We start from the raw sequence: 26,288 nt of genomic DNA on the forward strand, positions 1-26,288 counted from the left end.
AAATGACCCTGCAAAAGCGAAGAGCCCTTCCCGAACGGAAGGGCTCCACCTTACGGAAACACGATTGTCTTGTTGCCGTAGACCAGCACCCGGTCCTCCAGGTGCCAGTTGACGGCGCGCGCCAGCACGGTCCGCTCCACCTGACGCCCCAACTGTTTCAGCGCCTCCACGTCTTCCTCGTGCGTCACCCGCTGCACATCCTGCTCGATGATCGGGCCGGCGTCCAGCTCCTCGGTGACGTAGTGGGCGGTGGCGCCGATCAGCTTGACGCCGCGGCGGTAGGCCTGCTCGTACGGCTTGGCCCCGACGAAGGCAGGCAGGAACGAGTGGTGGATATTGATGATCCGCATCGGATACTCCTGCAAAAAGCGGGGCGACAGAATCTGCATGTAGCGGGCCAGGACGATCACGTCCACGCCGCCGCCCAGCGCGGCCAACTGCTCCTCTTCCGCCTCCGCCTTGCGCTCCTTCGTCACCGGGATATGGCGGTACGGAATCCCGAACGACTCCACGGTCTCCCGCATGTCGGGATGGTTGCTCACCACGATCTCGATATCGGCGTGCAGAGCGCCCGACTTCCAGAGCCACAGCAGTTCCAACAGGCAGTGGTCCTCTTTGGAGACGAAGATGGCCATTTTCTTCCGCTTCTTCGCCTCCACCAGCGACCAATCCATGCCGAAGCTCTCCGCCACCGGCCGGAACGCGTCCTTGATCGCCTCGTAGCGCTCCTCCAGATTGACCACGTCAAATTCAATCCGCATGAAAAAGCGGCCCGTTTCCGGATCGGTCGTGTACTGGTCGGACTGAACGATGTTGGCCCCCTGTTCAAACAGGAAGCTGGACACGGCCGCCACAATCCCGGCCTGGTCCGGACACGATATCAGCATGCGCGCCCGGTCCTTGTTCTTCTGCCGGTACGCCTGCCATTCTCTCTCTGACAAACGATGCATGGATGTCTCTCCTCCAAAAATGGACGTCAAAATAATCTTGCCATTATATCATCATATCATCCATTTTTGTCGTTTCCATCCCCATCTTTCGCCTGGAGAGGGCGGCCGTGCAATAAAGTTTTTTTGTCCGATCAAACCCGTCGTTTCCGGTTCCGGAAATGAACCGGCTCCGGCGCGTGGTTCCTCCCGACCGGGACGAGAGCATCCTTACAGGGTCAGCACGACACGGCCGTTGATCTGTCCCTTTTCCATCCGTTCAAAGACTTCGTTGATCTTTTCCAGCGGCTGCGTCTCGATGATAGCGCTTACTTTTCCGCGAGCAGCGAAGTCAAGCGCCTCCTGCATGTCCTTGCGGGTCCCGACAATGGAGCCTTTCACCGAAACGCCGTTCAGCACGGTGTCAAAAATCGGGACAGGCAGCTCGTCGTTGGGCAGTCCCACCACGACCAGCGATCCGCCGCGCCGCACCGAACGGTACGCCTGTTCAAACGCCTTGCGGGTGACAGCGACGCTGATGGCCGCGTGCGCTCCTCCGATTTTTTCGGTAATCTCCGCGACCGGATCGGTCTTGGCCCCGTTTACCGTCAGATCGGCCCCCAGTTCTTTGGCCAGCGTCAGCTTCTCATCATTGATGTCGACGGCCGCCACGTTGTACCCCATCGCTTTTGCATACTGGAGCGCCAGATGCCCCAGACCGCCGATGCCGTAGATGGCCACCCATTCCCCCGGCTTGATGTCGGCCACTTTCAGCGCCTTGTACGTCGTCACGCCGGCGCACAGGATCGGGGCGGCCTCCACGTCGCTCAGGCCGTCGGGGATCCGGGCCACATACGCGGCAGGCGCCTTGCAGTATTCCGCATACCCGCCGTCGACGGAGTATCCGCCGTTCAACTGCTTCTTGCACAGCGTCTCCCATCCCGTCAGACAGTACTCGCATTCGCCGCACGCGGAATACAGCCAGGGAATCCCGACGCGGTCTCCCGGCTTCAGCGAGGTTACCCCTTCCCCTACCTTCTCCACGACCCCGACTCCTTCGTGGCCGGGGATCAGCGGCAGCTTCGGTTTGACCGGCCAGTCTCCGTGCGCCGCATGCAGGTCGGTGTGGCACACCCCGCACGCCTTGATCCGGACCAGCACCTCGCCGAACCCGATCTCGGGAATCGGCACTTCCTTTACCTCCAGCTTTTCGTGAAAGTGATTGACAACGGCTGCTTTCATCTGTTCTCCTCCTTTGAAACATGGGTATGTGACTGCACCGATCCATTTCAGCAAAAAGCGTACCAAGCAAAAATGATCAAATGTTCCAACAATTCCATCATATCCATCACCGCCGGGACAATTTTTCGGCCCATCTGCCGAAAAAACGGCCCCCGGGCCGATAATTTGTCCTTGGGAAGCGGGCCGCCCCCGTTTACAATAGAACCTAACAGGAGGTGTTCCCATGCAAATCTCCAAATTCATGACGCCGGAAATTATCTTTGGCAACCAGTCGATCAGTCAAATCGGCGAAAGTCTGATCCGGCTGGGGGCAAAAAACGTGTTTCTCGTCAGCGACCCGGGCGTGGTGAACGCCGGGTGGGCGGAGCAGGCGATCCGCTACCTGAAGCAGAGCAGGCTGGAGTACCACCTCTGGACGAACGTCACCTCCAACCCGAAAGACGAAGAGGTGCACGCCGGCGTGGCCGAATACCTTCGCCACGAGTGCAACGCGATTGCCGGCATCGGCGGCGGAAGCGCCATGGACGCAGCCAAGGCGATTGCCCTGCTCGCGGCGAACGGAGGCAGCATCCTTGAGTACGAAGGCGTAGACAAAATCACGCGTCCCCTGCCGCCGATGGTCATGGTTCCGACGACGGCCGGTTCCGGCTCGGAAGTGTCGCAATTTTCGATCATCGTAGATTCCAAGCGCAAGGTCAAGATGACCATCATCTCCAAATCGCTGATTCCCGACATCGCCATTATCGACCCGCAGACGCTGATGACCATGGACAAGCGGCTGACGGCCAACACGGGAATGGACGCGCTGACGCACGCGATCGAGTCGTACGTCTCGCTGGCCGCCACTCCGCTGACGGAAGTCCTGTCGCTGCAGGCGATGCGGCTGATCGCCCGGTACCTGCGCCCGTCCGCGGCCAGTCAGTGCAATGCCGAGGCGAAGCAGGGCATGGCGATGGCCAGTCTGCAGGCGGGTCTCGCCTTTTCCAACGCGATCCTGGGAGCCGTCCACGCGATGTCCCACCAGTTGGGCGGGCTGCTGGATCTGCCGCACGGGGAGGTCAACGCCGTTTTGCTGCCCTACGTGCTGGAATACAACTTCCTCGCCGCCCCGGAGAAGTACAAAAAGATGGCGGAAGCCCTGGGAGAAAACGTCTCCGGATTAAGCCTGTCCGACGCCTCCCGCCTGGCGATGAAAGCGGTCAAAGAGCTGGCGAGCGATCTCGACATCCCGGACCACCTGTCCACGCTGGGGCTGCAGCCGGAGCACATCCCGGTGTTGAGCCGCAACGCCGTCCGCGACGTCTGCATGGCCACCAACCCCCGCGACATGACGGAAGAAGACGTCCACATGCTGTTTTGCAATGCACTGTAGGAGGACGACATGCATCACAAACAAGAAATCCTGGAGAAATTGACCGGCATCCAATCCTCGCGAAAAAGCTACTACCACGAACTGAACCTCGTCGTGGACGAAATGAAGAAAAAGAACAGTCAGTTGGAAGTCATCAACCGCTTGACGAAAATCAAGATCGATGCGGACTGGAGCGAAGTCAGCGCCTATCTCGCGGAGCAGTTGTCCCGGCTGATCCCGTTTGACCTGTTCGCGCTCACGCTTGTCGAGGGAACGGCCCTCTCCGCCTATCTCGCGGAACGAAACGGGGCGGATTGGCGGTTTCGCACCCTGACCCAACCGTTGAAACGGGGAGAGTCCGTCTCCACGAGCGAGCTGGACCGCCTGTTTCAGACCGAACACCCCGGCTGTCACGTCACCTCCGTCGCGCTGCAAAGCCGGCTGAACAAAACATTCGGCTTTATCACCCTGCTCCATCGGGAACAGCCGCTGGACGACGGAGAGCACCTCCTCCTCTTTCAGCAAATTGCCGAACACGTCGGGGTGTCCGTGGAAAACATCCTCCTGTTTAAAGACGTGAGCGAGAAAGTACAGATCGAAGCCCGGCTGATCCAATCAGCCAAGCTGGCCGCCATCGGCGAAATGGCCGCCGGGGTGGCGCACGAACTGAACAGTCCGCTTACCGCCATTTTGGGGAACGTCCAGCTTTTGCTGAGGGAGACGCACACCGAGCCGCAGCGGCAGATGCTGCAGGACGTGTTCCAGTGCAGCGTCCGCTGCAAGAAGATCATTCAAAACCTGCTGACCTTTTCCCGGCAGGAGGAGTACCAGTTTGAGCGTCTTTTCATCAACGACCTGGTCGACGTCGTGCTCGGCCTGATCGGCTACCAGCTCACCGTGTCGGGCATCTCCATCACGAAGCGGCTGGCGGAGGAGCCGCTGGCGGTCCGGGGAAGCCGGCACCAGATCGAGCAGATCATCATCAATTTGCTGTTGAACGCCCGCGACGCGCTGCACGGCGTATCCACCCCCGAGATCGTCATCGAAACCTTTCGCCAGGAAACGGACGACGGCGTCTACGTCGGCATGTCCGTCCGCGACAACGGCGCCGGCATTGAAGCGGAGCATCTGCCGCAGATCTTCCATCCCTTCTTTACGACCAAGGAACAAACAAAGGGAACCGGACTGGGCCTGTCCGTCAGTCTGGGGATCGCCGAGTCGCACGGCGGAACGCTGACCGCGGAGAGCGTGCGGGGGGAGTACAGCACGTTTACGCTCTTGCTGCCCATTTACACAAGCGAGGAGAGTGCCGATGAATCCCAAACAGGTGCTTGTCGTTGACGACGAAGTGGAGGTTACGTCCTTTTTCTCCTATTTTCTCAAAGCCAAGCAGTGCGACGTGACTGTCGCCCACTCGGGAAAAGCGGTCCGGCATCTGCTGGCCGGTGATTCCTTCCCGTTTCACCTGGCGCTGATCGATTTGAAGCTGCCCGACGCCAACGGATTGGAGCTGCTCTCCGCCATCAAGGCGCGACAGCCCGCCTGCGAGGTCATCATCATGACCGGCTACAGCACGATCAAGTCGGCGGTGACCGCCATCCAATCGGGAGCGCGGGACTATTTGGAAAAGCCGTTTGACGATCTGGACAGCCTGGAACAGGTGATCTTCTCCGTCTGGGACGAGCCCGGCGGCCTTCCCGACGAACTGGCCGAGACGGCTGCCCGCTTCGGCATCATCTATGCGGCCGGCAGCCCGATGGCCAAAGTCCTGTCCGTCGCGGACAAGCTGGCGAAAAAGGCGATCAACGTGCTGATCGAGGGCGAAACGGGCACCGGCAAGGAGCTGATGGCCCGCTTTCTGCACGGGGTCAGCGCCCGTTCGCAGCATCCGTTCGTCGGGATCAACTGCGGCGCGATCCCGGAGTCTCTCTTGGAAAGCGAACTGTTCGGCCATGAAAAAGGGGCGTTCACCGGTGCGGTCAAAGAGCGCAAAGGCATCTTCGAACTGGCGAACAACGGGACGCTGTTTCTCGACGAGATCGGGGAAGCGCCCCCGCTCATCCAGGTGAAGCTGCTGCGGGTTATCGAGACGGGCGAGTACATGCGGGTGGGCGGCGAGCAGACGCTGAAGAGCAACGTCCGGTTTATCGCCGCCACCAACCGGAACCTGGAACGGGAGGCGGCATCGTCCCGGTTTCGCGCCGACCTGCTGTACCGCCTGGAAGGAGTGAAGCTGACCATTCCCCCCCTGCGCGAGAGGCCGAACGACATTCCGGCGATTGTGCACGCCTTCCTGGAAAAGAAGTTTGGCGGCGCCTGCCGGGTCGATCCGGAGGCGATGACGCTCCTGCAGCACTATGAATGGCCGGGCAACGTCCGCCAGCTCATCAACGTGGTCAACCAGGCGGTCGCCATCCACGACTGCGCCGTCCTGAAGCCGGAACACCTGCCGCAGCCGATCGTGTACGGCGCGGGCGGCCCCCGGGAAAAAACGGCCGGACCGCCTGCCGTTCAACATGCCATCGAACAGGAAGCGGTCCGTTTTGTACAGAATGTCGTCGGGCGAATCGGCTCGGTGGACGACATTGACTTTGCCCAATTGCTGGGCAGAATCAGGAGGCTGGAGACGGAAGTAGGCCGCCAGGTGATTGCAAAAGGGCTGGCCGAAACCAACGGAGACCGGGAGCTGTTAAGCAGGAAGCTGGGCATCTCCAAACGAACGCTTCGCTACATCCTGAACGAAAAGGACTAGCGCTGCGCTTCGCCGCCTCCCGCAAAGAGAGGCCTCCCCCGAGGACATCGTCCTCCCGCGTGCCGGTCCGTCTAGCGGTTGGCGATGCCGTACAGGAGCATGTCCACGGTGAGGGCGATCTGTTCCTCGTCGGAGCGCTTGGCGTATTCCTCCGGCTCCGTCACGTGCTTGAACAGAATCAGCCCGACCAGCGAAGAAAGCACCATGCGAAACACCGCCTCCGTCGGCAGCGGGCGCAGTTCGCCTGCTTCCTTGCGCTCCTCGATCAGTTTCGCCGCCAGCCGCTTCACCTCCTGAAATACCGTGGAGAGCATCGCTTCGCGGATTTCCTCGTGGAAAAACGCCTCCTGCAGGAGAATCCGGACGTGCTTTTCATTGGCCCCAATCAATTCCAGCCGGTTCCGGTACAGCTCGGTGAGCACCTCGGCCAGCGGCTTTTTCGCCTGCTCCTGAAAAATGACCCGCACGTCCTTCAAAATGAACGGGGCGGCAAACTTGACCAGCACCGGGGCCACCACGGCCAGCAGGAGGTCTTTTTTGGACTTGTAGTGGCGGAAGATCGTACCCTCCGCCACCCCCGCCTCCTTGGCGATTTCGGCCGTCGAGCTGGCGTGAAACCCTTTGGCGGCAAACAGCTTGAGCGACGCCTGCAGGATGCGGCGCTGCTTCTCCGTCATTTCGCTCTCGTCTTTCAATTCCTCGACAAACTGCATCAGGCTTTCTTCAAACAATGATCGGCTCATATCCTCGCAAACGCTCCTCCATCCGAGCTTCACATGCGCCGTGTCACTCGATCTTCTTGCGGAACCGCAGCATGGCGACCGCCAGGATCAGCAGGAAAAACGCTGCCATTCCCAGCGCGTCCCGCCACAGGGCGGACAGGTCCACCCCTTTTAAAAAGATGCCCCTGAGGATTTCCAAAAAATACGTCAAGGGGACAATCCCGCCTAACCATTGTATCACGAGCGGCATCGTTTCGCGCGGGAACATGAACCCGGACAGCAGCACGCTGGGCAGTATGAAGGCAAACGCGATCTGCATCGCCTGCAGTTGGGTACGGGCCACCGTGGAGATGAAAATGCCGAGCGTCAGCGTGGTGACCAAAAACAGCACCGACAGGGCGATCAGGAGCGGCACGCTGCCTTTCACCGGAACGCCGAACCACCAGCTTCCCAAAAGCAGGACGAGACAGAAGGAGAAGAAGCCGATGCAGACGTAGGGCGTGATTTTGCCGAGCAAAAGCTCCAGCGGCCGGATCGGGGTGACGATCAACTGCTCCATCGTTCCCCGCTCTTTTTCCCGCAACAGCGAAAACGCGGTCAGGATCATCGTCACGTTCTGCATGATCAGGCCGATCAGGCCGGGAATGTTGAACACGATACTCTCCATGTTGGGATTGAACAGCACGCGCGTGTCCAGCTCCACGCTCGGTTCGAAGCGGCCCATCCCCTCTTTTTCCATCCGCTCCTGCACCAGGGTGATGGCCCGGTTCTGCACGATCAACTGCGCGTTGGACAAGGCGGTCCGGGCGATGTTGGGATCGGAGCCGTCGATCAGCATCTGCACCCCTGCCGGTTCGCCGCGGTCGCGCTTGCGGGCGTAGTCGGGCGGGATGACCAAGGCCACGTCCGCGCTGCCGTCGTCCAGCATCGCTTCGATCTGCGCATACCCGCCGACGTGGGCGACCACCTGAAACACCCGCGTGTTTTCAAAGTTGGCCGCCAGTTCCCGGCTGTAGGGCGAGGGGCTTTGATCCCACACGACCGTCTTGATGTCGTTGACGTCCGTATTGACGGCATAGCCGAACAAAAACAGCATCATCAGCGGCATCGCCAGCGCGATGGCGAGGCTGGGCCGATCCCGCTTGATCTGGATCACTTCCTTTTTCACCACCGACCAGTACCGCGCCCAGGAAAACCGCTTCATCGACGTTCCTCCCCTCTGCCCGCGGCCTGCCGGGCTTCCTCCTCCTTGACCAGGGTGACAAAGACGTCCTCCAGGTTGTTTGCGCCCATCCGTTCGATCAGCTCCTGCGGGGTTCCCTGGGCCAGCAGGTTGCCGAAGAAAATGAAGCCGATCCAGTCGCAGGTCTGCGCTTCGTCCATGTAGTGGGTGGTGACCAGCACGGTCATCCCCTGCTTCGCCAGGTCGTGGATCACCTCCCAGAAGATGCGGCGGGAGACCGGATCGACGCCCGCGGTCGGTTCGTCCAGAATCAGCAGCTCCGGCTGGTGCAGCAGGGCGCAGGACAGGGCCAGCCGCTGCTTCCAGCCTCCGGAGAGGGAGCCGGCCAACTGCCGCTCCCGCCCGGTCAGCCCGGCCATTTCAATCAGCTCCGCTTTGCGCCGCCTGCGCTCCTCTCTGCCCAGACGGTACACCCCGGCGTAGAAGTCGAGGTTTTCCTCCACCGTGAGATCTTCGTACAGGCTGAACTTTTGCGACATGTAGCCGATGCGCTGCTTGATCTCCTCGCTCTGCGTCATCACGTCGTAGCCGAGCACCGTTCCCCGTCCGGACGTGGGGCTCAACAGGCCGCAGAGCATCCGGATCGTGGTCGACTTGCCCGAGCCGTTGGGGCCGAGAAAGCCGTAGATGGAGCCGGTGGGAACGGACAGCGTCAGGCTGTTGACGGCGACGCGGTCCTGAAAGCGCTTGGTCAACTGCTCGCATTGGATGGCGTAGTTCATTGCGCCCCCTCCTTGCCGGGCAGCAGCACATCGGCGGGCATGCCCGGTTTCAGCTTGTCGAGCCCTTCGCTGATGCGGATCGTCACGGCAAACACCAGCTTGGTCCGCTCATCCGGGGTCTGCACGTTTTTCGGGGTAAACTCCGCCTTGTCGGCAACTGCGCTGATCACGCCGCGAAACGTCTCGCCCGGATAGGCGTCCACCTGTATGCCCACCGTTTCGCCCGGACGCACGCGGCCCAGCTCCGCTTCCGGGATGTACACCTTCAGCTCCAGATGGTCGGCCTTCCTCATCGTAAACAGCGTCGCTCCCGGTTTTGCCACTTCCCCTTGGGTCACGGAGGAACGCAGCACGACGCCGTCCTCCGGCGCGGTGATCACCGCCTTCTCCAACTGCAGCCGGGCCAGCTCCAGCCGCGCCTGGGCCTGCTCCTTGGCTGCCAGCAGGGCGCGAATCGCGTAATCGGTGCTCCCCTCTTTCAATTGGTCAAGCTCGGCCTGCGCACCCGCCCGCTGCGCCTGCGCCGTGCCGGTCTGGGCGAGGGCGGCGGCGACGTCTTCCCGGGCGGCGGCGTACTGGGACCGGGCCGCCTCCAGTTGAGCGGCCAACTGGTTTACCTGTGTCCGGGCCTGATTGACCTCCTCCTGCTTCGCTTCGTACTCCTGTTTCGCAATGGCTCCCCGCTCGTACAACTGGGCCGCTTCCCGCAAGCGGTTCTCCTGGTAGGCGAGCGTCCGCTTCGCCCCTTCCAGCTGCGAAGCGACCTGGTCCATCTGTTCTTTGGCCCGGTCCAGTCCGGCTTCTGCCTGCTTTCGGCGCGCCTCCGCCAGCCGGATGGCGGCGTCCGCCTGGTCTACGGCGGCGATGCCTCTGCGGATGGTCGAGTCGCGGCTGCCCGCCTGGGCTTCTTCCAGCCGCGCCTGGGCCTGGGCCAGCGCCGCCTCCGCTTCGCGCACGCCTGCCTGATAGCTGCGCTTGTCGATCTCCGCCAGCACCTGCCCCTTTTTCACGACGGCGCCGTCGTCCACCTTGACGGCCGTCACCAATCCCCCCACTTCGGCGACGACGGGCAGTTCCACCGCTTCAATCGTGCCGGAGAGCGGCCATTCGCGCGGCTGAAACCAGGTGCACCCCGGCAGCGCCGCGAGCGATCCGGCCAGACAGATCAACAGGAAACGACGATACATAAGACCACCTCGACTAAATGATTGATGTGAGTACTCACTCATTATTGCTGCCAAAAATACTATCCGGTGCCTGGTGGATGCGTAATCCACTCTGATGATGCGAATGAGTGAGTGATTACTCACTTTCACTTTCTTCGTTCACATTATATGCCTGCTCCCGGCCCCATGTAAAGACGCTCGAAAAAAATCCCCCCGTTCGGAGGAGAGCCGCACACCGCCTGTTCAGCCGTCCTCCAGCCGGCACTCGACCTCCCGCCCCACGTACGTCCCTACCTGTTCGCCCTGACAGATCCGCGTCATCGCGCCGGGGGTGTCGAAGTTGAAAACGTGCAGGGGCAGCCGCTGATCGCGGGCCAAAATCATCGCCGATTGGTCCATGACCCGCAGATTCCGTCTGACGACCTCATCGAAGGAAATCGAGGCGAAGCGGCGGGCGGAGGGGTCCTGGCGCGGATCGCCCGTAAACACGCCGTCCACGCCGTGTTTTGCCACCAGCAGGGCATCGGCGCCCACTTCCAGCGCCCGCTGTACCGCCGGATAGTCGGTTGTGACGTAGGGCTGTCCGTTGCCTGCGGCGAAGATCACCAGATACCCTTTTTCCAAATGGTGAACGGCGCGCAGGCGAATGTACGGTTCGGCCACCGTGTTGATCGGCACGGCGGTCATGACCCGGATCTCCCGGTCTGTCTTGGCTTTGAGCACGCCCCGCAGCATCAGGCTGTTGATCACCGTCGCCAGCGTGCCGATGCTGTCCGCCTCGGCCCGGTCGATGCCCCAGACGTCCGCCATGCTGCCGCGAAAAATATTGCCGCCCCCGATGACGACCGCCACTTCCACGCCCAGCTTCGTCAACGCGAGCAGTTCGTCCGCCATGTACTCCAACTGCCCGTGGCTGAATCCGAATCCGCTTTCTCCTGCGATGGCACCGCCGCTCAGTTTGACCAGCACCCGCTTGTACCGCATGGTTTTCTCCTCCTTTTCCCGTCCCCGTTGGCGCGGACAGATCTTCTTCGGCAGAGCAACCGTCAAAACCGTCAAAAAAGGACGAAAGCGGCAGCGGCTTTCGTCCTTTTGGCAAAAAAGAGGCGGACACGCAACGAGACGCATGTGTTACCATTACCTGCATCCCCCTCTTCTGACAGGTTGCTCCAAAACCCTTCCATATTTTATGCAAAAACATCGGGATAGTCAAACACATTACGCTGGCCGGCGGCGATTTTCGCCAGCAGGTCGTCCGCCGTCTCGCAGGCGAAGCGGTGGTCCTCCGCGCTGATCGCTCCTTCGGCCAGCGCCTCGTCCAGTTCGTCCTGGTCCAGCAGGAAGACCGCTCCATCCGGCAGCACAACAATGTCGAGATAGAGATCGTCGTAGTACAAAAACCCCCGCTCGTCCCTGCCGTGTTCCCTGCAGATGTCGATGTACCACTGCACCGTGTGTCCCCGTTCGTCCAGCATTCTGGTGACGGCGTAGGCTTCGCCGTCGGGAAAGTACTGCAGGTAGCAGTAGCCGTTGTCGCCGACCCGCAGCTCGCGTCCGTCAACGGTCATGAACGCCGGTTCCGTCACTTCATCCAGCGTCAGCCGTACCGCGTAGCCCGTAAAGGCCTCCGACTCCACCCGTTTCTCCGTATACCCCATCTTCTTCACACGCCGCCAGCCGGGGCGGTCCGCCCGTTTTCGCTTCATGGGACATCCTCCTGTTCCACGTCTCCTCCCACTTACTGTAGCACGATTTCCCGTTTTTGTAACCGAAGCGGCACCCCCGATCGCGCAAGAAAACGAGCAGGCCGCCCGCTCCGGCATGCCTGCTCGTCAACGTTTGTTCCCGTATTAACACTCGCTTGCGTCTCGGGCCAGCTTGCTGTGACGTCTGCCGTACGCCAGGTAGACCACGGATCCGGCAACCAGCCAGATCAGGAAACCGATCTTGGTCCCGCCAGGCAGACTGTAGATCAGGTAGCTACAAAACAGGATCGCCAGGATCGGCACCAGCGGCACCAACGGCACGCGGAACGCGCGCCGCAGGCCGGGATTGGTCCTGCGCAGCACCAGCACGCCGGCAGAGACGACGATAAAGGCAAACAGCGTACCGATGTTGGTCAGTTCGGCCAGCTTGTGCAGCGGCAACAGACCGCTGAACAGGGCGACGAGGCCGCCCACGATCAACGTGCTTTGACGGGGAACCTGCCGCTTTTCATTGACGCGGGAAAAGATGGCAGGCAGCAAACCGTCGCGGCTCATGGCAAAAAACAGCCGGGTTTGCCCGTACATCATCACCAGCAGCACGGTGGTAATTCCCGTGATCGCGCCCAGGGAGATGAAGCCGGCCACCCAATCCTGATGCACGAACTCCAAAGCAAAGGAAACCGGGTTCTTCACGTTCAACAGCTCGAACGGCACGATGCCGGTCAGCACCAGCGAGACCGCAATGTACAGAACCGTGCAGATCAGCAGGGAGGTGATGATGCCGATCGGCATGTTGCGCTGGGGATTCCGCACCTCCTCTGCTGCGGTGGAGACGGCATCGAAGCCGATGAAGGCAAAAAAGACCGTCGCCGCTCCCGTGGCCACTCCCGCGAAGCCGTACGGCATGAACGGCGTCCAATTGTCCGGCTTCACGTAACCGATCCCCACGGCCAAAAACAGCAGGATGACCACCACTTTGATAAACACCATCACGTTGTTGAATTTCGCCGACTCGCGTGTGCCCATCATGAGCAGGGCGGTGATGACGGCGGTGATCAGTACGGCGGGCAGGTCGATGATCGTGCCCTTTGCCGGATCGTACGCGCTGGTCAGTGCGGTGGGCAAATGAATGCCGAAACCGGCCAGCAATCCCTGCGCGTATCCGGACCAGCCGCTCGCGACGGCGGCGGACGCTACGCCGTACTCCAATATCAGATCCCATCCGAGAATCCAGGCGACCAGTTCGCCAAAAGCGGCATAGCTGTACGTGTATGCGCTTCCCGAAACGGGCACGGTGGAGGCAAACTCAGCATAACAAAGCGCGGCAAACACGCAGGCCAATCCAGCCAGGACAAAGGAGAGCACCAACGCGGGACCGGCGTATTTCGCGGCGGCCACACCCGTCAGTACAAAGACGCCGGTGCCGATAATGGCCCCGATGCCCAGCATGGTGAGATCAAATGCCCCCAGTGCCTTGCGCAGCGAGCCGTGCTTGCTTTCCGTCTGCTCCAGCATCTGGGAGATCGATTTTTTGCGAAAGAATTGACGCAAGATGTCCATTTCGTATAACCCCCGATGTTTGTGTTCTCATTCACGTATGGTGTGCCTGCCGCCAAAGAACCGGTGAGCCGTACCGGGAACGCCTCTCATTATACATTGTCATATTTATCAGAACAATATTGTAATTAGGATTATATTTTTGTTATCGTTAAAAGATATTTTATCCAAAAACAAAAAACGGTCGCTGACAGACCGATTTTTTCCTTATTATCCAGTTTATTGCGCAACCGGTGTTCTCGTCTGCCCGCAGCGCTGCCCCCTCTTGAATCGGCAACGTTCCGGGCGCCTATTCATAGATTGCAGACGATGCTGCACGTATATACAGGAAATAGTTTCTAGGCAAACAAAACAATCCGGCTTCCCTCTGGAAACCGGATTGTTCTCTTTTCTTTCGATTCTATTGATGTCGGCCGTCGGTTTCGACAGGCACCGCAACCCCGCCCGCCAGCAGATACAGGTAGCTCTCCGCCACCTTGCGCGTCTTGAGAATCTGCTCCACGGCGCGGACGTAGAGGCGGATTTGCTCTTCATACCGCCGTTTCATCTCGTCGATAACCGCAGGGGACGGCTCTGCGGCGATCCGGTCCGTCTTGAAATCGATCAGGACCAACCGGCCGTCCGCCTCCTCCAGCAGGCAGTCGATCACCCCTTGGACGATGACGTGCTCGTCGCCCGCCTCGCCGATCTCCGGGTCCACCTCATGGGCGGGCAGCGCCATCGTAAAGGGCAGTTCGCGATGGACCTTGGCCGCCTGTTTCATGCGCGCTCCCAACGGGGAAGCGAAAAAGCGGGCAAGGTCGCGGGCGTTTACCGCCTCCGCCTGCTCCTCGGTCAGAAAGCGGCGCAGCACCAGCGAAGCGATCTGCTGCCGGATGTCCTGCTCGTCCAGCGGCCGGCCCAGGTCGAGCTGCTGCAGGACCAGGTGGGTTACCGTCCCCAGTTCGGCGCTGGTCAGGCGATGGCGTGCGTCCTCGGCGAGAAAGCGCGGTTTCTCCGCAATCGCTGGCAGCAGATAGGGAAAGCCGCCGCCCGTCTTGGCCCGCCGCTTCAGTTCGCTGACCGTCCACTTGGCGGCCACCCGGGACGCGGCCGAATGGGGATCGCTCCATCCCAGCCGGCGTTCGATGAGCGTGCGCAGCGTTTCGTCGGCCGGGCGCTCGGCGATCGGTTCGCGCCGGGTCAGCCGCTCCCAGACGGACTGGCCCTCCGCCTGACCGTCCGATTCCGCCTGCAGCCGATCCGCCAGGTAAAAATGAAACGACCAGCAGGAATCGTCCGGCACCGTGCGGACCGACACCGGTTCGCCGCCGCGCTCGCGCGGGTAGTCCCTGAGCGGCGAAGCCTGCGGGTGCCTGAGCAGCGCGCGGCCCACCCAGTCGAGGTAGCCCTTGGCCTGAATCAGGTCTTCGTCGTGCAGCCGTTCGCCGTCTCCCTGTCGTCCCCAGGCGGTTACGCTTTTCCCCAAATCCTTGGCGGTGCCCACCAGCACCAGCTTTTCCCGCGCCCGGGTCAGGGCGACGTACAGCACCCGCATCTCTTCGGCCAGCATTTCCCGCCGCATCTGCTGCCGGATGCCCAGCGCCGCCAGGCTGGGGTAGCGGACCTGCAGCTCCGGCTCCACCGCCATCGGACCAAAGCCGAGGTCCTTGTGCAGGAGAAACGGGCTTTTCACATCCATGGTGTTAAACATCTTGCCCATCCCGGCGACAAAGACGACGGGAAACTCCAGTCCCTTGCTCTTGTGGATCGTCATGATTCGCACGACGTCCTCGCTCTCGCCGATGGTTCGGGCCTCGCCCATGTCGCTGCCCGCCTCCCGCAGCCTGTCGACAAAGCGCAGAAAGCGGAACAGTCCCCGGTACGAGCCCGCTTCGTACTGCCGGGCGCGGTCGTACAGCGCGCGCAGGTTGGCCTGCCGCTGCTGGCCGTTTTCCAGGGCGGCGACGTAGTCCAGGTAGCCGGTCTCCCTGTAGAGCGCGGCGATCAGTTCGGCCAGCGGTTCCCGCCGCGCCTGCGTCCGCCACCGCTTCAGGCGGCGAAAAAAGCGGTGCAGTTTTTCTTCCCACCCGCACGTCGCCGGCTGTTCTTCGACGTAGCGGTGCACCGCCTGATAAAACGGCCCCGCCGGATAGCGGATGCGGATGTGGGCCAGCTCCTCCTCGCGCAGCCCGACGAGCGGAGAGCGCAGCACGGCGGCCAGCGGAATATCCTGCAGCGGGTTGTCGATCACGCGCAGAAGCGAGAGCATCACTTCCACTTCGGTCGCGTCAAAGTACCCCTCGCTCTGCTCCGCGTAGACGGGAATGCCGGCGGCCCGCAGCTCTTCCATCATCGCCTCGCCCCAGCCGGAGACAGCCCGCAGCAGGATCACGATGTCCCGGTACGCCAGGGGGCGCAGCCCGCCCTCTTTTTTGTCGTAGACCAACAGCGGCGCCTCCCCCTCGCCCGGCTCCATCCAGCGGCGAATCCGCCTGGCGATCAGCCGCGCTTCCAACTGGGCCGTGCTCGCCTCTTCAGCCGCCTCACCCGCAGGGGGCAGGCCCGTCTCCTCTGCTTCGGCCTGATCCCCCGGATCTTCGGGGGCGGCCCGGTCGATCAGATGAACCTCCGGCCGCAGCCGCTCCGGTTCCGATTCCGGGTAGGCGGCCCGGCAGATGAGTTCGGCGGAACGGTCGTAGTCAATCTCTCCCACCCCCGGCGACATAATCTGCCGGAACAGGAAGTTGACCGCGTCCACCACCTCCCGCCGGCTGCGGAAGTTGGCGGCCAGGTCGATCCGTTCGCCGGGACTTTCGCCGCCCGATCCGTTTTCGTCCGCCTCCGTCGCATACGTCAGGTACTTGTCGAGAAACAGCTTCGGCTCGGCCAGCCGGAAGCGGTAAATGCTCTGCTTCACGTCGCCTACCATAAACCGGTTGGCCGCCCCGTGTGTCTCGGCGTCGCGGGAGACCATCCGCAGGATCGTCTCCTGCACCAGATTGATGTCCTGGTACTCGTCCACCAGCACCTCGGCAAACTGGTCGCGCAGTTGGCGGGAGACCGCGGAAGGAACCGTCCGGCCGTCCTCCGTCCGCTCCGTCAGCACCTGCAGCGCGAGATGTTCCAGGTCGCTGAAATCGACCAGCGAACGGGCCCGCTTTTCCCGCTGAAACGCCGCTTCAAACTCGCAGACGAGCCGGGCGAGCGTCCGCATGTGCGGAGCGAGCCGGCGCACATCCTCCAGATACCGCTCGGCCGGCATGGCAAAATACTGTTCCGTCAGCTCGCCCAGCGCCTTTTTCACCTCGTTGCGCAGATCCTGCACCTGCTCTTTGACCTCGGGAGCCGCCTCCTTGACCGACGGCAGCCTCCCGAACGATACGGCGCGCACCGCCGACTCCGCCGCTTCCCATCCCTGACGGCAGGCGGCGCCGGCCCGGGCGAGCGCGTCCGCCTCCGCCTCCAGCAGCGGCACGTAGGCCTGGGGGCCGTCCGGTGCGGCGGCGAGGACGGCCGCCCTCCGGATTTTGCCCTCCAACGCCCGCAGTTCCAACGCCAGTGACTGCAGGACGCTTTTGGTCCAGGCCAAGCTGTCCAATCCGCCGGGATCGGCCGCTTCAAACATCCCGGCCGCCTCGTCCAGCCAGCGCTTGGGCTCGGGATGGCTGCGGGAAAACTCGTACAGCCTGACCAGGAGCGTCGCGAGCGGCGTGTCGTCCTGGCCGTCCAGGATCAGATCGGCCAGCGCCTGAAACTCCGCGTCCCGCTCGTACCACGCCTCCATCTGCTCGTCCAGCACGTCCTGGCGCAGCAGTTCGGCTTCCATCTGGTCAGCGATGCGGAAATCCGGGTCCAGCTCCACCAGGTAGTAATACTGGCGCAGGAGCGAAAGACAGAAGGAGTGAAGCGTGGTGATCGTCGCCCGCTGCAGCAGCGCCAGTTGACGCCGCAGGTGGGCGGAGTGGGGCTGCGCCTTCAGCGCCTTGCGCAGGGCGTCGCCGATGCGGTGCCGCATCTCTGCGGCGGCCGCGTTGGTAAAGGTGACCACCAGCAGTTGGTCCACCCCGACCGGATCGCTTTCATCCATGATCCGCCGGATGATCCGCTCCACCAGGACAGACGTCTTCCCGGAACCGGCCGCCGCCGCCACCAGCAGATTGCGGCCGCGCCGCGTAATCGCCCGCCACTGCTCCTCCGTCCACTGCTCAGGCTTGGCCTCTTGCTGCTGTGACATCGTCGTTTCCTCCTTCTTCCGTTTGCTGTTGGCCGGCCAGCATGCTCCACACCTGTTTGTTGTTCCATTTGGGCAGTTGGCGCATCTCCCCGGCCGATTCCGCGTCAAACTGGCAGACTGGTTTGTACGCGCAGAACTGGCATGCGGTCACGGTCCCCTGGACATACGGGGCGATCTGGATTTCGCCGTCGGTCATGCGCTGCCCGATCGCTTCCACCGTCTCCCGCACGTACTGCTGCAGCGCCTGAAACTGCTCCGGGGTGGCGACGGACGAACGGGCCGACAGGCTGCCGTCCTTTTTCAGCTCAAACGGCAGCAGTTCGGACGGCCCCTGCTCCACGTAGGCGTCCATCATCCGCGCCAGTTCCGGGTCGGCCAGCATCAGCCCCTTCATGCGCAGCTTTTTCGCCCGCTCCCTGGCGGCCTCGTCCGGTGTCAGCAGCCGCTTGGCGGTGACGAACGGATCGGCCACCTGGTAGTAAAAGACCCCCGCCGGTTCCGCCTTTTTCCCCAGCCAGGCCTCCGCGTTGGTCACCACCACGTCCAGGTAGACCAAGAGCTGCAGATTGAGCCCGTTCCACACGTCGGAGAGCTGGAGCTGCTTGGGGCCGGATTTGTAGTCGATGACGCGGAGATACGGCACTTCTTCGTCCAGCGACTGGTCCACGCGGTCGATGCGTCCGACGAGCAGCATTTCCGCCCCGTTCGCCAGTTTCAGCGCCAGCCCCGGCAGGTCACCGCCCGGGCCGAACGCCACCTCCAGCCCCACCGGAGCAAACCGGCTGCGCTTGGCGTGTTCCCCCAGCACGTAGATCGCCCGGCCCACGGCCCGCTTCAGTTTGCCGGACAGGTAGCGGTACCGGGCCGTCCGGGTCAGGATGCTGCTCCGCGTGGCCGGCACCAGCTCGTCCACCACCGCGCTGGCGAGCTGCATGCTGTCGGCCTCGGTCAGCCGTCCCCACTCCAGGTGTTCTTCGTTCATCTTTTCCACGGCCCGCTTCAGCGAGGCGTGGAACAGCTCGCCCACGTCAAACCGCTCCAGTTTGTACAGCCGCCGCTCGCCCAGGCGCAGCCCGTGCGAGGAAAAGTGGGAAAACGGACAGGCCTGGAAGCGTTCCAGGCGGGAGACGCTCATTCTCAGCCGCTCGCCGTACAGCGCCCGGCTGGTCTTTCTGTCGAGCGGCGCCGCCCGGTTGGTGTAGCGCAGGCCGGAAAGCAGCCAGCCTTCCCGTGCCGCATCGGGAGAGCAGCGGACAAACCAGTCGTACACTTCCCACCAAAAGACCGGAAGGGTGCCGCTCTTTTTCATTCCCCGCAAAAGCGTCAGCAGATGGCGAAACAATCGGCGCGGGCTGCCGAGCAGAAAGGCGTCCGCCTCCGCCTCTCCGGTCGGCTCGTTGTGGAAAAAGCGGTGAGGCGCGTCGGGAAGCACCTCTTTCACGCGCGAAAAGACGGACGACGGCAGAAGCGCCTTGCCCTCCTCGTCAGCCAGGGCGCAGCTCAGCGCCAGGCGCCGGGAGGGGCGCGTCATCGCCTGATACAGCAGGAACGGCTCGGCCATCAGCCGCTGTCTCGCGCTGGGCGCCAGTTCCACCCCCATCTCGGCCAGCCGCTCCCGCTCCGCTTCGTCCAGGATGCCTTCTTCCTTCGGCTTGAGCGGGATGACGCCCTCGTTGACGCCGAGCAGAAACAGCGCCTTGACGTCCGGCTGGCGGGAGCGCTCCATCGACCCGACCAGCACCTGATCCAGCGCCGGCGGAACCAGCCCCAGCTCGATGCTCTCCAGGCCGCTGTCGAGGACGCGGGCATACGTGGCGATTTCCATCTGCTCGTCGCCCATCACCTCCACCACCTGGTCCAAGAGGTTCATCAAGCCGTTCCAGACCTGGCCGTGCACCTGGGCATCCTCCAGGTCGCCCGCCGCTTCCGCCATCCGCTGCCAGCGCTCCAGCTTCTGCGGGACGTCCAGCGCAGCGAGAAAGCGGTACAACGCCGCCGTCATCTCCCGCACGTTCTCTTTTTCCGCCCGCTTCAGTTCCGCCTCAAACCGCAGCAGCGGAGCGGCGTAGCGGCGCCGCAGGCCGTCCGCCTCGGCGTCTTCGTCCGCCCCCGCCGGTCCGCCGAAGCGCCAGGGGGCCTCCTGCGCCCAGTGGGAGCCGTAAACACCGTGCGCCAGCACGTAGTTTTCCAAAACGTCAACCTGGCGCCGCACCGCTTCTTCCGCTTCCGCCCCCTCCGCCGCTTCCGGATCCGGACTGATCAGGTCGGTCTTGAAGCAGCGAAATACCGCCTCGTACCGCCACCTCCCGGCGATTACCTCCAAGGCGGAGCGGACCAGTTCCACCAGCGGGTGGTGCATGACGGTCCGCTTCTGGTCCAGGAAGAACGGGATGCCGTAATCGGTAAAGACGGTCGCCACCTCATCCGCGTACGTCCCGATCTCCCGGAGCAGGATGGCCATGTCCCGCCAGCGGTATCCTTCGTCGCGGGCCAGCGCGAGGATTTGCAGCGCCACCGCTTCCACCTCGGCACGCCGGTTGGCGGCCGAGAGCAGCGCCACTTCGTCCGCGCGGGCAGGGGCGGGCGGCGCTCCCGGATCGCCCCACTCAAAGTAGCGGGCTTCGAGCTGCTTGAGCCACGGACTGTGTGCAAAGCGGACAGGCTCCGTCAGCAGGACGGGCTTCTCCACGGCGACACCCGCTTCTCGCGCCATCGTCTCCAGCGCCCGGTACGTCCGCAGCGTGGGATGAAACAGGCCCAGTTCATCCAGGGACGCGTCCCGCTCGGCCGGATCGAGACAGAGAGCGATTGTCACCCGCTTGGCATGGATCATCAACTGTTCGATCAGCCGCAGCTCCTGATTGGTAAACCCGCTGAAGCCGTCGATGAACACCTCCGCCTGGCGGATGTAGGCCGATTCGCCCACCTTCGCCGCCACGCGGTTGAGAATGTCGTCGGCGTCGCAGTACCCGTCGGCCAGGTAGGCCTCGTACGCGCCCATGATCAGGCGCAGGTCGTGTATCTTCTGGTTGAGCGTGGCGCTCCCCCACTCCAGGTTTTCCGTATGTTCAAAGGTTACCCCGTACGATTTGCACTCGCTGATCAGCCGTCCCAACTGCGCCGCAAATCCGGGCTGCAGGGCGGAGCGGCCAAACACCTGAAGCTGATCCTTGTACCGCTCCAGCAGCAGGCGCAGCACCATGTGCTTGCCCAGGTCGTCCACCTGCATCAGCGTCAGATCGCCCAGCTCCTGCTGCAGGCGGTGGGCCAGCCGGCCAAAGCTGAGAACCTGCGTGCCGATCACGCCGCCCAGCCCGGACAGGGTGGCCAGCGTCTGCTCCGCCTGGAAACTGGCCTGCTCCGGCACCAGCAAAATCATCGGCGAGCCCAGCGGATCCTCCTGCAGGCGCCGGCCGATTCGCTCCAGAATCGTCCGCGTCTTTCCGGTTCCCGCCCGGCCCAGGACAAATTGGACCGCCATCCGTTTCCCTCCTCTTCGCTCTTCCTCGCAACGTGCCATGGCGGACGTACCGGCCTCGCTCCGCTCCCACGGCCGCACCGGTACACGTCCGCCGCCCTTACTCCACTTCCATGCTGATTTTGCTGCCTTCTCCCAGCGGTTCCGCCGGCGTCACGATCAAACGGCGCGGCATGCGCACGCGAATCTCCGGAACGTGGCTGATCACGCCGATCGTAAAGTCGTCCATGCGCAGCCGTTCCAGCGCGTCTATCACCACTTCCAGCAGCTCGGGGTCCAGCGTCCCGAACCCTTCGTCCAGGAAAAAGAACTCCAGGCGGCCGCCGCGCATCTGTATCTCCATGGAAAGCGCCAGCGCCAGCGCGAGCGACGTCAGGAACGTCTCCCCGCCGGACAGCGTGCTGACGGGACGTCGCATGCCCCCGGCCCCTTCATCCCGCAGGACGAATTCGCCTTCGTCGCCGATCTCCAGCGCGTAGCGGTTCTTGGTCATCCGCTTCAGGTGATGGGAGGCGTCGCGTGCGATCGAGGCCAGCTTTTCTTCCGCAATGAACTGGACGAACGCCTTTCCTTCCAACAGCTTTTTCAATTCCTCCAGCCTGCTCAGCTCGTCCGTCTCCGCCTCCAGCAGCTTTTGCAGTTCCTGCCACTTGCCGTGGTTCTCCTCGACGGAGGCGTACACCTGCCGGGCGACGGCCACCTGTTCCTTGGCAGCGTGATACGCCTGTTCCCACTCGTCCCAGGCCCGCTTCGCCGCCAGCCACTCCTCGCTGCCGACCGTCCGGCCGTCCAGCGCCTGCACCAGCCGCTCTTCGTCGTAGCGGAGGCGGGCCCATTCGCTTTCAAAGGCGGCCAGCCGCTCCTGGTACTGGGGCAGCAGTTCCTTTTCCCCGTACAGTTCCCGGACGCGTTCGGGCGTGCCGAGACCGCTCTCCATGAGCGCGCGCTGCAGCGCTTCCGCGGCCTCTGCCCGCTGCCGGGTCAGCACGGCGTACGTCTCCGAGTGCTTGACCAGGTCGTTCTGCACCCGTTCCCTCGCCTCGGCCGTCTGCCTGCGCCGCTCTTCCGCCGACGTGAGCGCCTCGCGCAGCGCCGACAGGGACCGCTCCACGAGAGCGAGGCGCTCGCAGGCCGGCGTGCCGCCGGTTCGCTCCAGCCACTGCGCCTGTTTTTGCTCCCACAGCCGTTTCCGGTCGTCATGCCGTTCACGCAGGGACGCTTCCCGGGCCAGCAGTTCCGCGCGGGCCGCTTTGGCCGCTTCTCGGCGGCTGCGCAGGCGCTGCATCTGCGCTTCCTGTTCGGAGCGAACCTGCTGCAGCCGGGCCGCTTCCCGGTCTTTTCGGCCGATCTCCTCAAACCGCCGCTCGATCTCCTCCATCGGCAGGTCGCCCCGCTTCGCATCGAGCGCCGCTTCCGCCTGGGCGACCCGGAGGGCGGCCGCTTCCAGACGCTCCCGCATCTCCGCCTGCTTTCGGTGAAGCTGCTCCATCAGCACGGCGATCCGTTCGTAGCGGCGGCGCTCTTCCGCCTCCTGTTCACGCAGCGCATCCGCCTGCTGCTGCAGCCGTTCCCGCTCGGCCGCGAGCCGTTCCCGGCGAGCGGCCTGCTCCCGCAGCGCGGCATCTTCCCGCTGATAGGCGTCCAGCAGTTCCTGGATGCTGCCCGCTTTCCACTTGTCACCGTGGCTCGCGCACTCCTGGCGGACGGCGGCGATCCGCTGTTCCAGCGCTTCCCGCTCTTCCCGCAGCGCGGCCTGGCGCTGTTCCCGGGCGCTCCGCTCCGCCTTGGCCGCCTGCAGCGCTTCAAAGGCGGTCCTGAGCTGCCGCTCCGCTTCCCGCAGCGCTTCCTCCGCCGCTTTTACCCGTTCCCGCAGTTCGCGGCCGTCCCGTTCGCCGTCCGCTTTGCCGGCGCCGCCGGGCACCGCCTGGGGATGGTGCGTCGAGCCGCAGACCGGGCAGGGTTCGCCGTCCGACAGACGCTCGCGGAGGAGGCGGGCCATGTTTGCTTCCTGCCACCGCTCCCATTCCGCGCGAAGCCGGTCGCGCTCCGCCTGCAGTCGGGCGAGACGCGCGTCCTCCGCCTGCCACGCCGCCTCCAGATCGCCGCAGCGGGCTTCAGCCTGTTCGCCTTCCCGCACGGCGGCCTGCCACTTTTCCTGCCAGACGGCCATCTGCTGAAGCAGGTCCCGCCATTGGCGTCCCACCTGCTTGATCTGCGCCAGCGTATCCCGGGCGTGCTCCCATTCCGCGTCCGACATCAGCGGCTGTGCGAGCTGTTCTTCCAGCCGTTTGCGCGCCTCTGCCAGCCGGGCCGCGCTCGCTTCCCAACTGGCGCGCAGCTTCTCCGCCTCGGCGGATGCCGCCTGCTGCTCCCGTTCCACGGACGCCAGCTCGGCCTCCAGCTCGCGACGCGCGTTCACTTCCCGTTCCCAGTGCTGTTTGGCCTCCCGCGCCGCCGTCAACAGGTCGCGCCACTCCGGCGTCACGGCGGCCGCGGCCAACTGTTCGGCCAGCCGCTGCCACTCGCGTTCCCCGTTCTCGAGCGCCGCTTCGTCCGCGGCCAACTGCCGTTCCGTCTCGGCCAACTGCTCGCTCACCGCCTGCTGCTCCCGCTCCAGGACGGTCCACTCGTCTCTTAGCGCCGCCAGCTCTGTCTCCCACTCCGCGGCCTGGATCAGCCTGCTCTTCTGTTCGATCAAGAGCGGTTCTTCCCGCATGAGCGCGCTCTGGCAGCGCTGGTACTCGCTCTCGGCGGCTTCGTGCGCCTGCCGGGCCGCTTCCTGTTCGCGCCGGCTCTGCTCCAGCTTCCGCGCCGCTTCCGTCCACTCCGCCTCCAGCCGCTCCCACTGCTGCACCAGCGGCCAGAGGCGCACGCTGGCCTCCCATTCGGCGATCCGGGCCTTCCACTCGTCCGCTTCCGCCTGCCGGGCCATCTGCTTGTCCAGCCGTTCCCGCACGCGCTCAAGCTCCTGCTGCCACTGGTAGAGCTGTTCCATCTCCTTGATTTTCCCAACCAGCTCCTGCTTTTGTTCCGCGTAGACCTGCTCCTGGCGGGCCGCTTCCTCCAGCGCTTCCCTTGCCGCCTGCAGCGCTTCGGGGCCGGCATCGCCCAAGGCCGCCGCCTCCAACTGCAGCTCGTGCAGCCTTGCCCGCGTCTTCTCCAGCGCGGCGCGCACGCGTTCATTCAGCTTTTCGCCGTAGATATGTAGATGAAACATCCGCTGCAGCATCTCGTTTCGCTCGCTGCCTTTCAACGTCAAAAAGCGGGAGAACTGCCCCTGCGGCAGCACCACGGCGCGGGTAAAGTCCTGCAGCGTCAGGCCGATCAGCGCCTCCACGGCCGCCGTGGCCGCGTTCGCTTTGGACTCCAGCACCACGTCCGGTTCGCCCGGCGCTTGGCCGCATTGGATGAGCCGCACCTCCGGGGGACGCCGGTTGCCCTTCTTGTCCAGGCCAAATTCCCGCTCGATCGTGTACCGGCGCCGTTCGCCCGCTTTGCCCAGCTCAAAGGTAAACGAGACGAACACCCGCTGCTCCAGTTGGTTCAACACATCCTTGGGATGGCTTCCCCCGCCCTGCCGGACGACCTGTCCGAACAGGGCCAGCGTGATGGCATCGAGAATCGTCGATTTGCCGCTCCCGGTCGGGCCGAAAATCCCGAACAGCCCGGCCTCGCAGAGCGTCTCAAAATCCACTTCCTGCATCTCCCGATAGCTGTGCAGCCCGGCCAGCTTCAAGCGTATCGGCTTCATCCCGTCTCCTCCTCTCCGGATTCTTCCGCCAGCAGGCGGAGGAACAGATCGACCAGCCGCTCGTCGGGCTGCGCGCCCCGCCTGCGCTCGAAAAAGCGGCGAAACAACTGGTCAGGCTGCAGCTCCGCCAGCTCGGTCCGCGCTTCTTCCCGCTCTTGTTCCCGCTCGCCCTGCACCACCACGCGCCGAATGCTGACAAAATCGTCGCTCAGTTTGCGCAGCCGCTGAAATTCGGCGGGATCGATCACGTCGGACACGTGCAGCTCCAGATCGATCCACGCGCCCGCGTCCCGTCCTTCTTCCAGCCAGCGCTCCACCTGGGCGATGCCCTCCGTCGCCTTCCAGCGGGCCAGCGGCTTGCCGCTTTGCAGGTAGACGATCTCTTCCTGCACCTCCCCGCCGGGAACGATCTCCACCAGCACGACAGCCTTGCTTTGGCCCGCTTCGGAAAAGCTGTACGCGAGCGGCGAACCGCTGTAGCGGATCAGGGGGCGCTCCCCCAGCTTCTGCAGGCGGTGCAGGTGGCCGAGCGCCACGTAGTGCGCCTGCGGCGGGAAGGCATCCGGTGAAACCGTCAGCGCCCCGCCGATCTGAATCGGCCGCTCCGACTCGGTTTCCTTGCCGCCCATGACAAAGAGATGGCTCATCACCAGGTTGACGGTATCCCCGCGAAACCGGCCGGCCAAATCGGCAAACAGCGTCTGGATCCGCTCGGAAAAGGCGAGCTGCATCTGCTCCGGCGTGAACGTCTCGCTCAACAGCTCTTTCAGGCGGGATTCCGACGGATACGGCAGGGCCAGCACGACGGCGTGATGGTCGACGTCCGGCACGGCCAGCTCCAGCCACGACGGTCCCCCGTCCACGATGCGCACGCGCTCCGGCGATGCCTCGGGACCGGACAAGAGCGGCGCTTCCTTGGGCAGGCCGAGCAGGACGATCCCGTGCTTGGAAGCGAGCGGCGCGGCCGCGCGAACGCGCTCCGGCTGGTCGTGGTTCCCGGCAATCACGACCACGCCGCGCCGCCCTCCCGCCGACAACCGCTCCAGCGCTTCGTAAAACAGCTCTTCCGCCCAGGCAGGCGGATTGACCGAATCGTACACGTCGCCGGCGACCAGCACCAGGTGGACCTCCCGCTCGTCCGCGATCCGGCACAGCTCGTCCACAAACGCGGCCTGTTCCGCGCGCCGGTCGCGCCCTTCCAACTGCCGCCCGAAATGCCAGTCGGCCGTATGTAAAATGCGCATGCTTTCACCCTTTCCCGATCATGTGTTTGCTTTTATTGTAACAAAAGCGAAGCCAGGCGCGGCAAGAAAAAAGCTGCAGCGCCCGTTTACCGGACATTTCCGCCGGCCGGTCCGCGCGGCTTAGGAGCGAATTCGTCCGGCAGGCGCCCGAAAGCCCCCCAAGCAAAAAGCCGCACACCCGGCACACGGCCGGATGGCGGCTTCGCTCGTTT

General features: G+C 63.6%; 16 protein-coding genes. 3 read left to right on the forward strand and 13 right to left on the reverse strand.

Going from position 1 to position 26,288, the window contains the following annotated elements; all coding sequences use genetic code 11:
• Window positions 1–50 precede the first annotated feature (50 nt).
• Both purU and adhP read right to left on the reverse strand, forming a co-directional pair.
• Window positions 51–950 (reverse strand): formyltetrahydrofolate deformylase, encoded by a 900-nt coding sequence (gene purU / locus FOI68_RS10105; RefSeq protein WP_143863041.1) that lies wholly within the window; start codon window positions 948–950, stop codon window positions 51–53.
• A 207-nt stretch (window positions 951–1,157) separates the two neighbouring features.
• Window positions 1,158–2,168, reverse strand: coding sequence for an alcohol dehydrogenase AdhP (gene adhP / locus FOI68_RS10110; protein ID WP_035299433.1), 1,011 nt, complete (start codon window positions 2,166–2,168; stop codon window positions 1,158–1,160).
• 223 nt (window positions 2,169–2,391) lie between these two features.
• Between adhP and FOI68_RS10115 the strand changes: the two genes are divergently transcribed.
• Genes FOI68_RS10115 through FOI68_RS10125 form a run of 3 tightly spaced genes read left to right on the forward strand, consistent with a single transcriptional unit; the run spans window position 2,392 to window position 6,271 of the window.
• The gene (locus FOI68_RS10115; protein ID WP_035299431.1) at window positions 2,392–3,540 is read left to right on the forward strand and encodes an iron-containing alcohol dehydrogenase; all 1,149 of its coding nucleotides are present in this window, start codon (window positions 2,392–2,394) and stop codon (window positions 3,538–3,540) included.
• Between the two features lie 9 nt (window positions 3,541–3,549).
• Entirely contained in the window at window positions 3,550–4,860 is a 1,311-nt protein-coding gene (locus tag FOI68_RS10120; RefSeq protein WP_029098251.1) for a sensor histidine kinase, read from the forward strand.
• A complete protein-coding gene (locus FOI68_RS10125) occupies window positions 4,832–6,271 on the forward strand; it encodes a sigma-54-dependent transcriptional regulator (protein ID WP_143863042.1) in 1,440 nt (479 codons plus the stop codon). The genes FOI68_RS10120 and FOI68_RS10125 overlap by 29 nt, the downstream gene beginning before the upstream one ends.
• A 71-nt stretch (window positions 6,272–6,342) precedes the next feature.
• On the opposite strand, the gene FOI68_RS10130 is transcribed toward FOI68_RS10125, so the two are convergent.
• The 11 genes from FOI68_RS10130 to FOI68_RS10180 all read right to left on the reverse strand — a co-directional run bounded on the left by FOI68_RS10130 (window position 6,343) and on the right by FOI68_RS10180 (window position 26,076).
• Window positions 6,343–7,014, reverse strand: a complete 672-nt coding sequence (locus FOI68_RS10130) for a TetR/AcrR family transcriptional regulator (RefSeq protein WP_143863043.1) — start codon at window positions 7,012–7,014, stop codon at window positions 6,343–6,345.
• 43 nt (window positions 7,015–7,057) lie between these two features.
• On the reverse strand, window positions 7,058–8,197 hold the full coding sequence (locus FOI68_RS10135; protein ID WP_143863044.1) for an ABC transporter permease: 1,140 nt from the start codon (window positions 8,195–8,197) through the stop codon (window positions 7,058–7,060).
• Complete coding sequence (locus FOI68_RS10140; RefSeq protein ID WP_035299425.1) at window positions 8,194–8,958, reverse strand: ABC transporter ATP-binding protein; 765 nt, start codon at window positions 8,956–8,958, stop codon at window positions 8,194–8,196. Before FOI68_RS10140 ends, FOI68_RS10135 begins: the two co-directional genes overlap by 4 nt.
• Window positions 8,955–10,145, reverse strand: coding sequence for an HlyD family secretion protein (locus tag FOI68_RS10145; RefSeq protein WP_143863046.1), 1,191 nt, complete (start codon window positions 10,143–10,145; stop codon window positions 8,955–8,957). Before FOI68_RS10145 ends, FOI68_RS10140 begins: the two co-directional genes overlap by 4 nt.
• Window positions 10,146–10,367: 222 nt before the next feature.
• Entirely contained in the window at window positions 10,368–11,108 is a 741-nt protein-coding gene (pyrH, locus tag FOI68_RS10150; RefSeq protein ID WP_143863047.1) for a UMP kinase, read from the reverse strand.
• 203 nt (window positions 11,109–11,311) lie between these two features.
• A complete protein-coding gene (locus FOI68_RS10155; protein ID WP_029098244.1) occupies window positions 11,312–11,830 on the reverse strand; it encodes a ribonuclease FAU-1 family protein in 519 nt (172 codons plus the stop codon).
• A 144-nt stretch (window positions 11,831–11,974) separates the two neighbouring features.
• Complete coding sequence (bcaP, locus tag FOI68_RS10160; RefSeq protein WP_143863049.1) at window positions 11,975–13,390, reverse strand: branched-chain amino acid transporter BcaP; 1,416 nt, start codon at window positions 13,388–13,390, stop codon at window positions 11,975–11,977.
• A 397-nt stretch (window positions 13,391–13,787) separates the two neighbouring features.
• On the reverse strand, window positions 13,788–17,603 hold the full coding sequence (gene addA / locus FOI68_RS10165; RefSeq protein ID WP_143863050.1) for a helicase-exonuclease AddAB subunit AddA: 3,816 nt from the start codon (window positions 17,601–17,603) through the stop codon (window positions 13,788–13,790).
• On the reverse strand, window positions 17,575–21,084 hold the full coding sequence (addB, locus tag FOI68_RS10170) for a helicase-exonuclease AddAB subunit AddB (RefSeq protein WP_143863052.1): 3,510 nt from the start codon (window positions 21,082–21,084) through the stop codon (window positions 17,575–17,577). The genes addA and addB overlap by 29 nt, the downstream gene beginning before the upstream one ends.
• A gap of 97 nt (window positions 21,085–21,181) precedes the next feature.
• The gene (locus FOI68_RS10175) at window positions 21,182–24,832 is read right to left on the reverse strand and encodes an AAA family ATPase (RefSeq protein WP_143863054.1); all 3,651 of its coding nucleotides are present in this window, start codon (window positions 24,830–24,832) and stop codon (window positions 21,182–21,184) included.
• Entirely contained in the window at window positions 24,829–26,076 is a 1,248-nt protein-coding gene (locus FOI68_RS10180) for a metallophosphoesterase family protein (protein WP_029098239.1), read from the reverse strand. The genes FOI68_RS10175 and FOI68_RS10180 overlap by 4 nt, the downstream gene beginning before the upstream one ends.
• Window positions 26,077–26,288 lie beyond the last annotated feature (212 nt).

The organism is Brevibacillus sp. LEMMJ03, assembly GCF_007197875.1.
Lineage (GTDB): Bacteria > Bacillota > Bacilli > Brevibacillales > Brevibacillaceae > Brevibacillus > Brevibacillus thermoruber.

Bases quoted from the DNA above. Each gene is read 5' to 3' on its own strand.
- purU (WP_143863041.1), bottom strand. From the start codon at position 950: ATGCATCGTTTGTCAGAGAGAGAATGGCAGGCGTACCGGCAGAAGAAC.
- adhP (WP_035299433.1), bottom strand. From the start codon at position 2,168: ATGAAAGCAGCCGTTGTCAATCACTTTCACGAAAAGCTGGAGGTAAAG.
- FOI68_RS10115 (WP_035299431.1), top strand. From the start codon at position 2,392: ATGCAAATCTCCAAATTCATGACGCCGGAAATTATCTTTGGCAACCAG.
- FOI68_RS10120 (WP_029098251.1), top strand. From the start codon at position 3,550: ATGCATCACAAACAAGAAATCCTGGAGAAATTGACCGGCATCCAATCC.
- FOI68_RS10125 (WP_143863042.1), top strand. From the start codon at position 4,832: ATGAATCCCAAACAGGTGCTTGTCGTTGACGACGAAGTGGAGGTTACG.
- FOI68_RS10130 (WP_143863043.1), bottom strand. From the start codon at position 7,014: ATGAGCCGATCATTGTTTGAAGAAAGCCTGATGCAGTTTGTCGAGGAA.
- FOI68_RS10135 (WP_143863044.1), bottom strand. From the start codon at position 8,197: ATGAAGCGGTTTTCCTGGGCGCGGTACTGGTCGGTGGTGAAAAAGGAA.
- FOI68_RS10140 (WP_035299425.1), bottom strand. From the start codon at position 8,958: ATGAACTACGCCATCCAATGCGAGCAGTTGACCAAGCGCTTTCAGGAC.
- FOI68_RS10145 (WP_143863046.1), bottom strand. From the start codon at position 10,145: ATGTATCGTCGTTTCCTGTTGATCTGTCTGGCCGGATCGCTCGCGGCG.
- pyrH (WP_143863047.1), bottom strand. From the start codon at position 11,108: ATGCGGTACAAGCGGGTGCTGGTCAAACTGAGCGGCGGTGCCATCGCA.
- FOI68_RS10155 (WP_029098244.1), bottom strand. From the start codon at position 11,830: ATGAAGCGAAAACGGGCGGACCGCCCCGGCTGGCGGCGTGTGAAGAAG.
- bcaP (WP_143863049.1), bottom strand. From the start codon at position 13,390: ATGGACATCTTGCGTCAATTCTTTCGCAAAAAATCGATCTCCCAGATG.
- addA (WP_143863050.1), bottom strand. From the start codon at position 17,603: ATGTCACAGCAGCAAGAGGCCAAGCCTGAGCAGTGGACGGAGGAGCAG.
- addB (WP_143863052.1), bottom strand. From the start codon at position 21,084: ATGGCGGTCCAATTTGTCCTGGGCCGGGCGGGAACCGGAAAGACGCGG.
- FOI68_RS10175 (WP_143863054.1), bottom strand. From the start codon at position 24,832: ATGAAGCCGATACGCTTGAAGCTGGCCGGGCTGCACAGCTATCGGGAG.
- FOI68_RS10180 (WP_029098239.1), bottom strand. From the start codon at position 26,076: ATGCGCATTTTACATACGGCCGACTGGCATTTCGGGCGGCAGTTGGAA.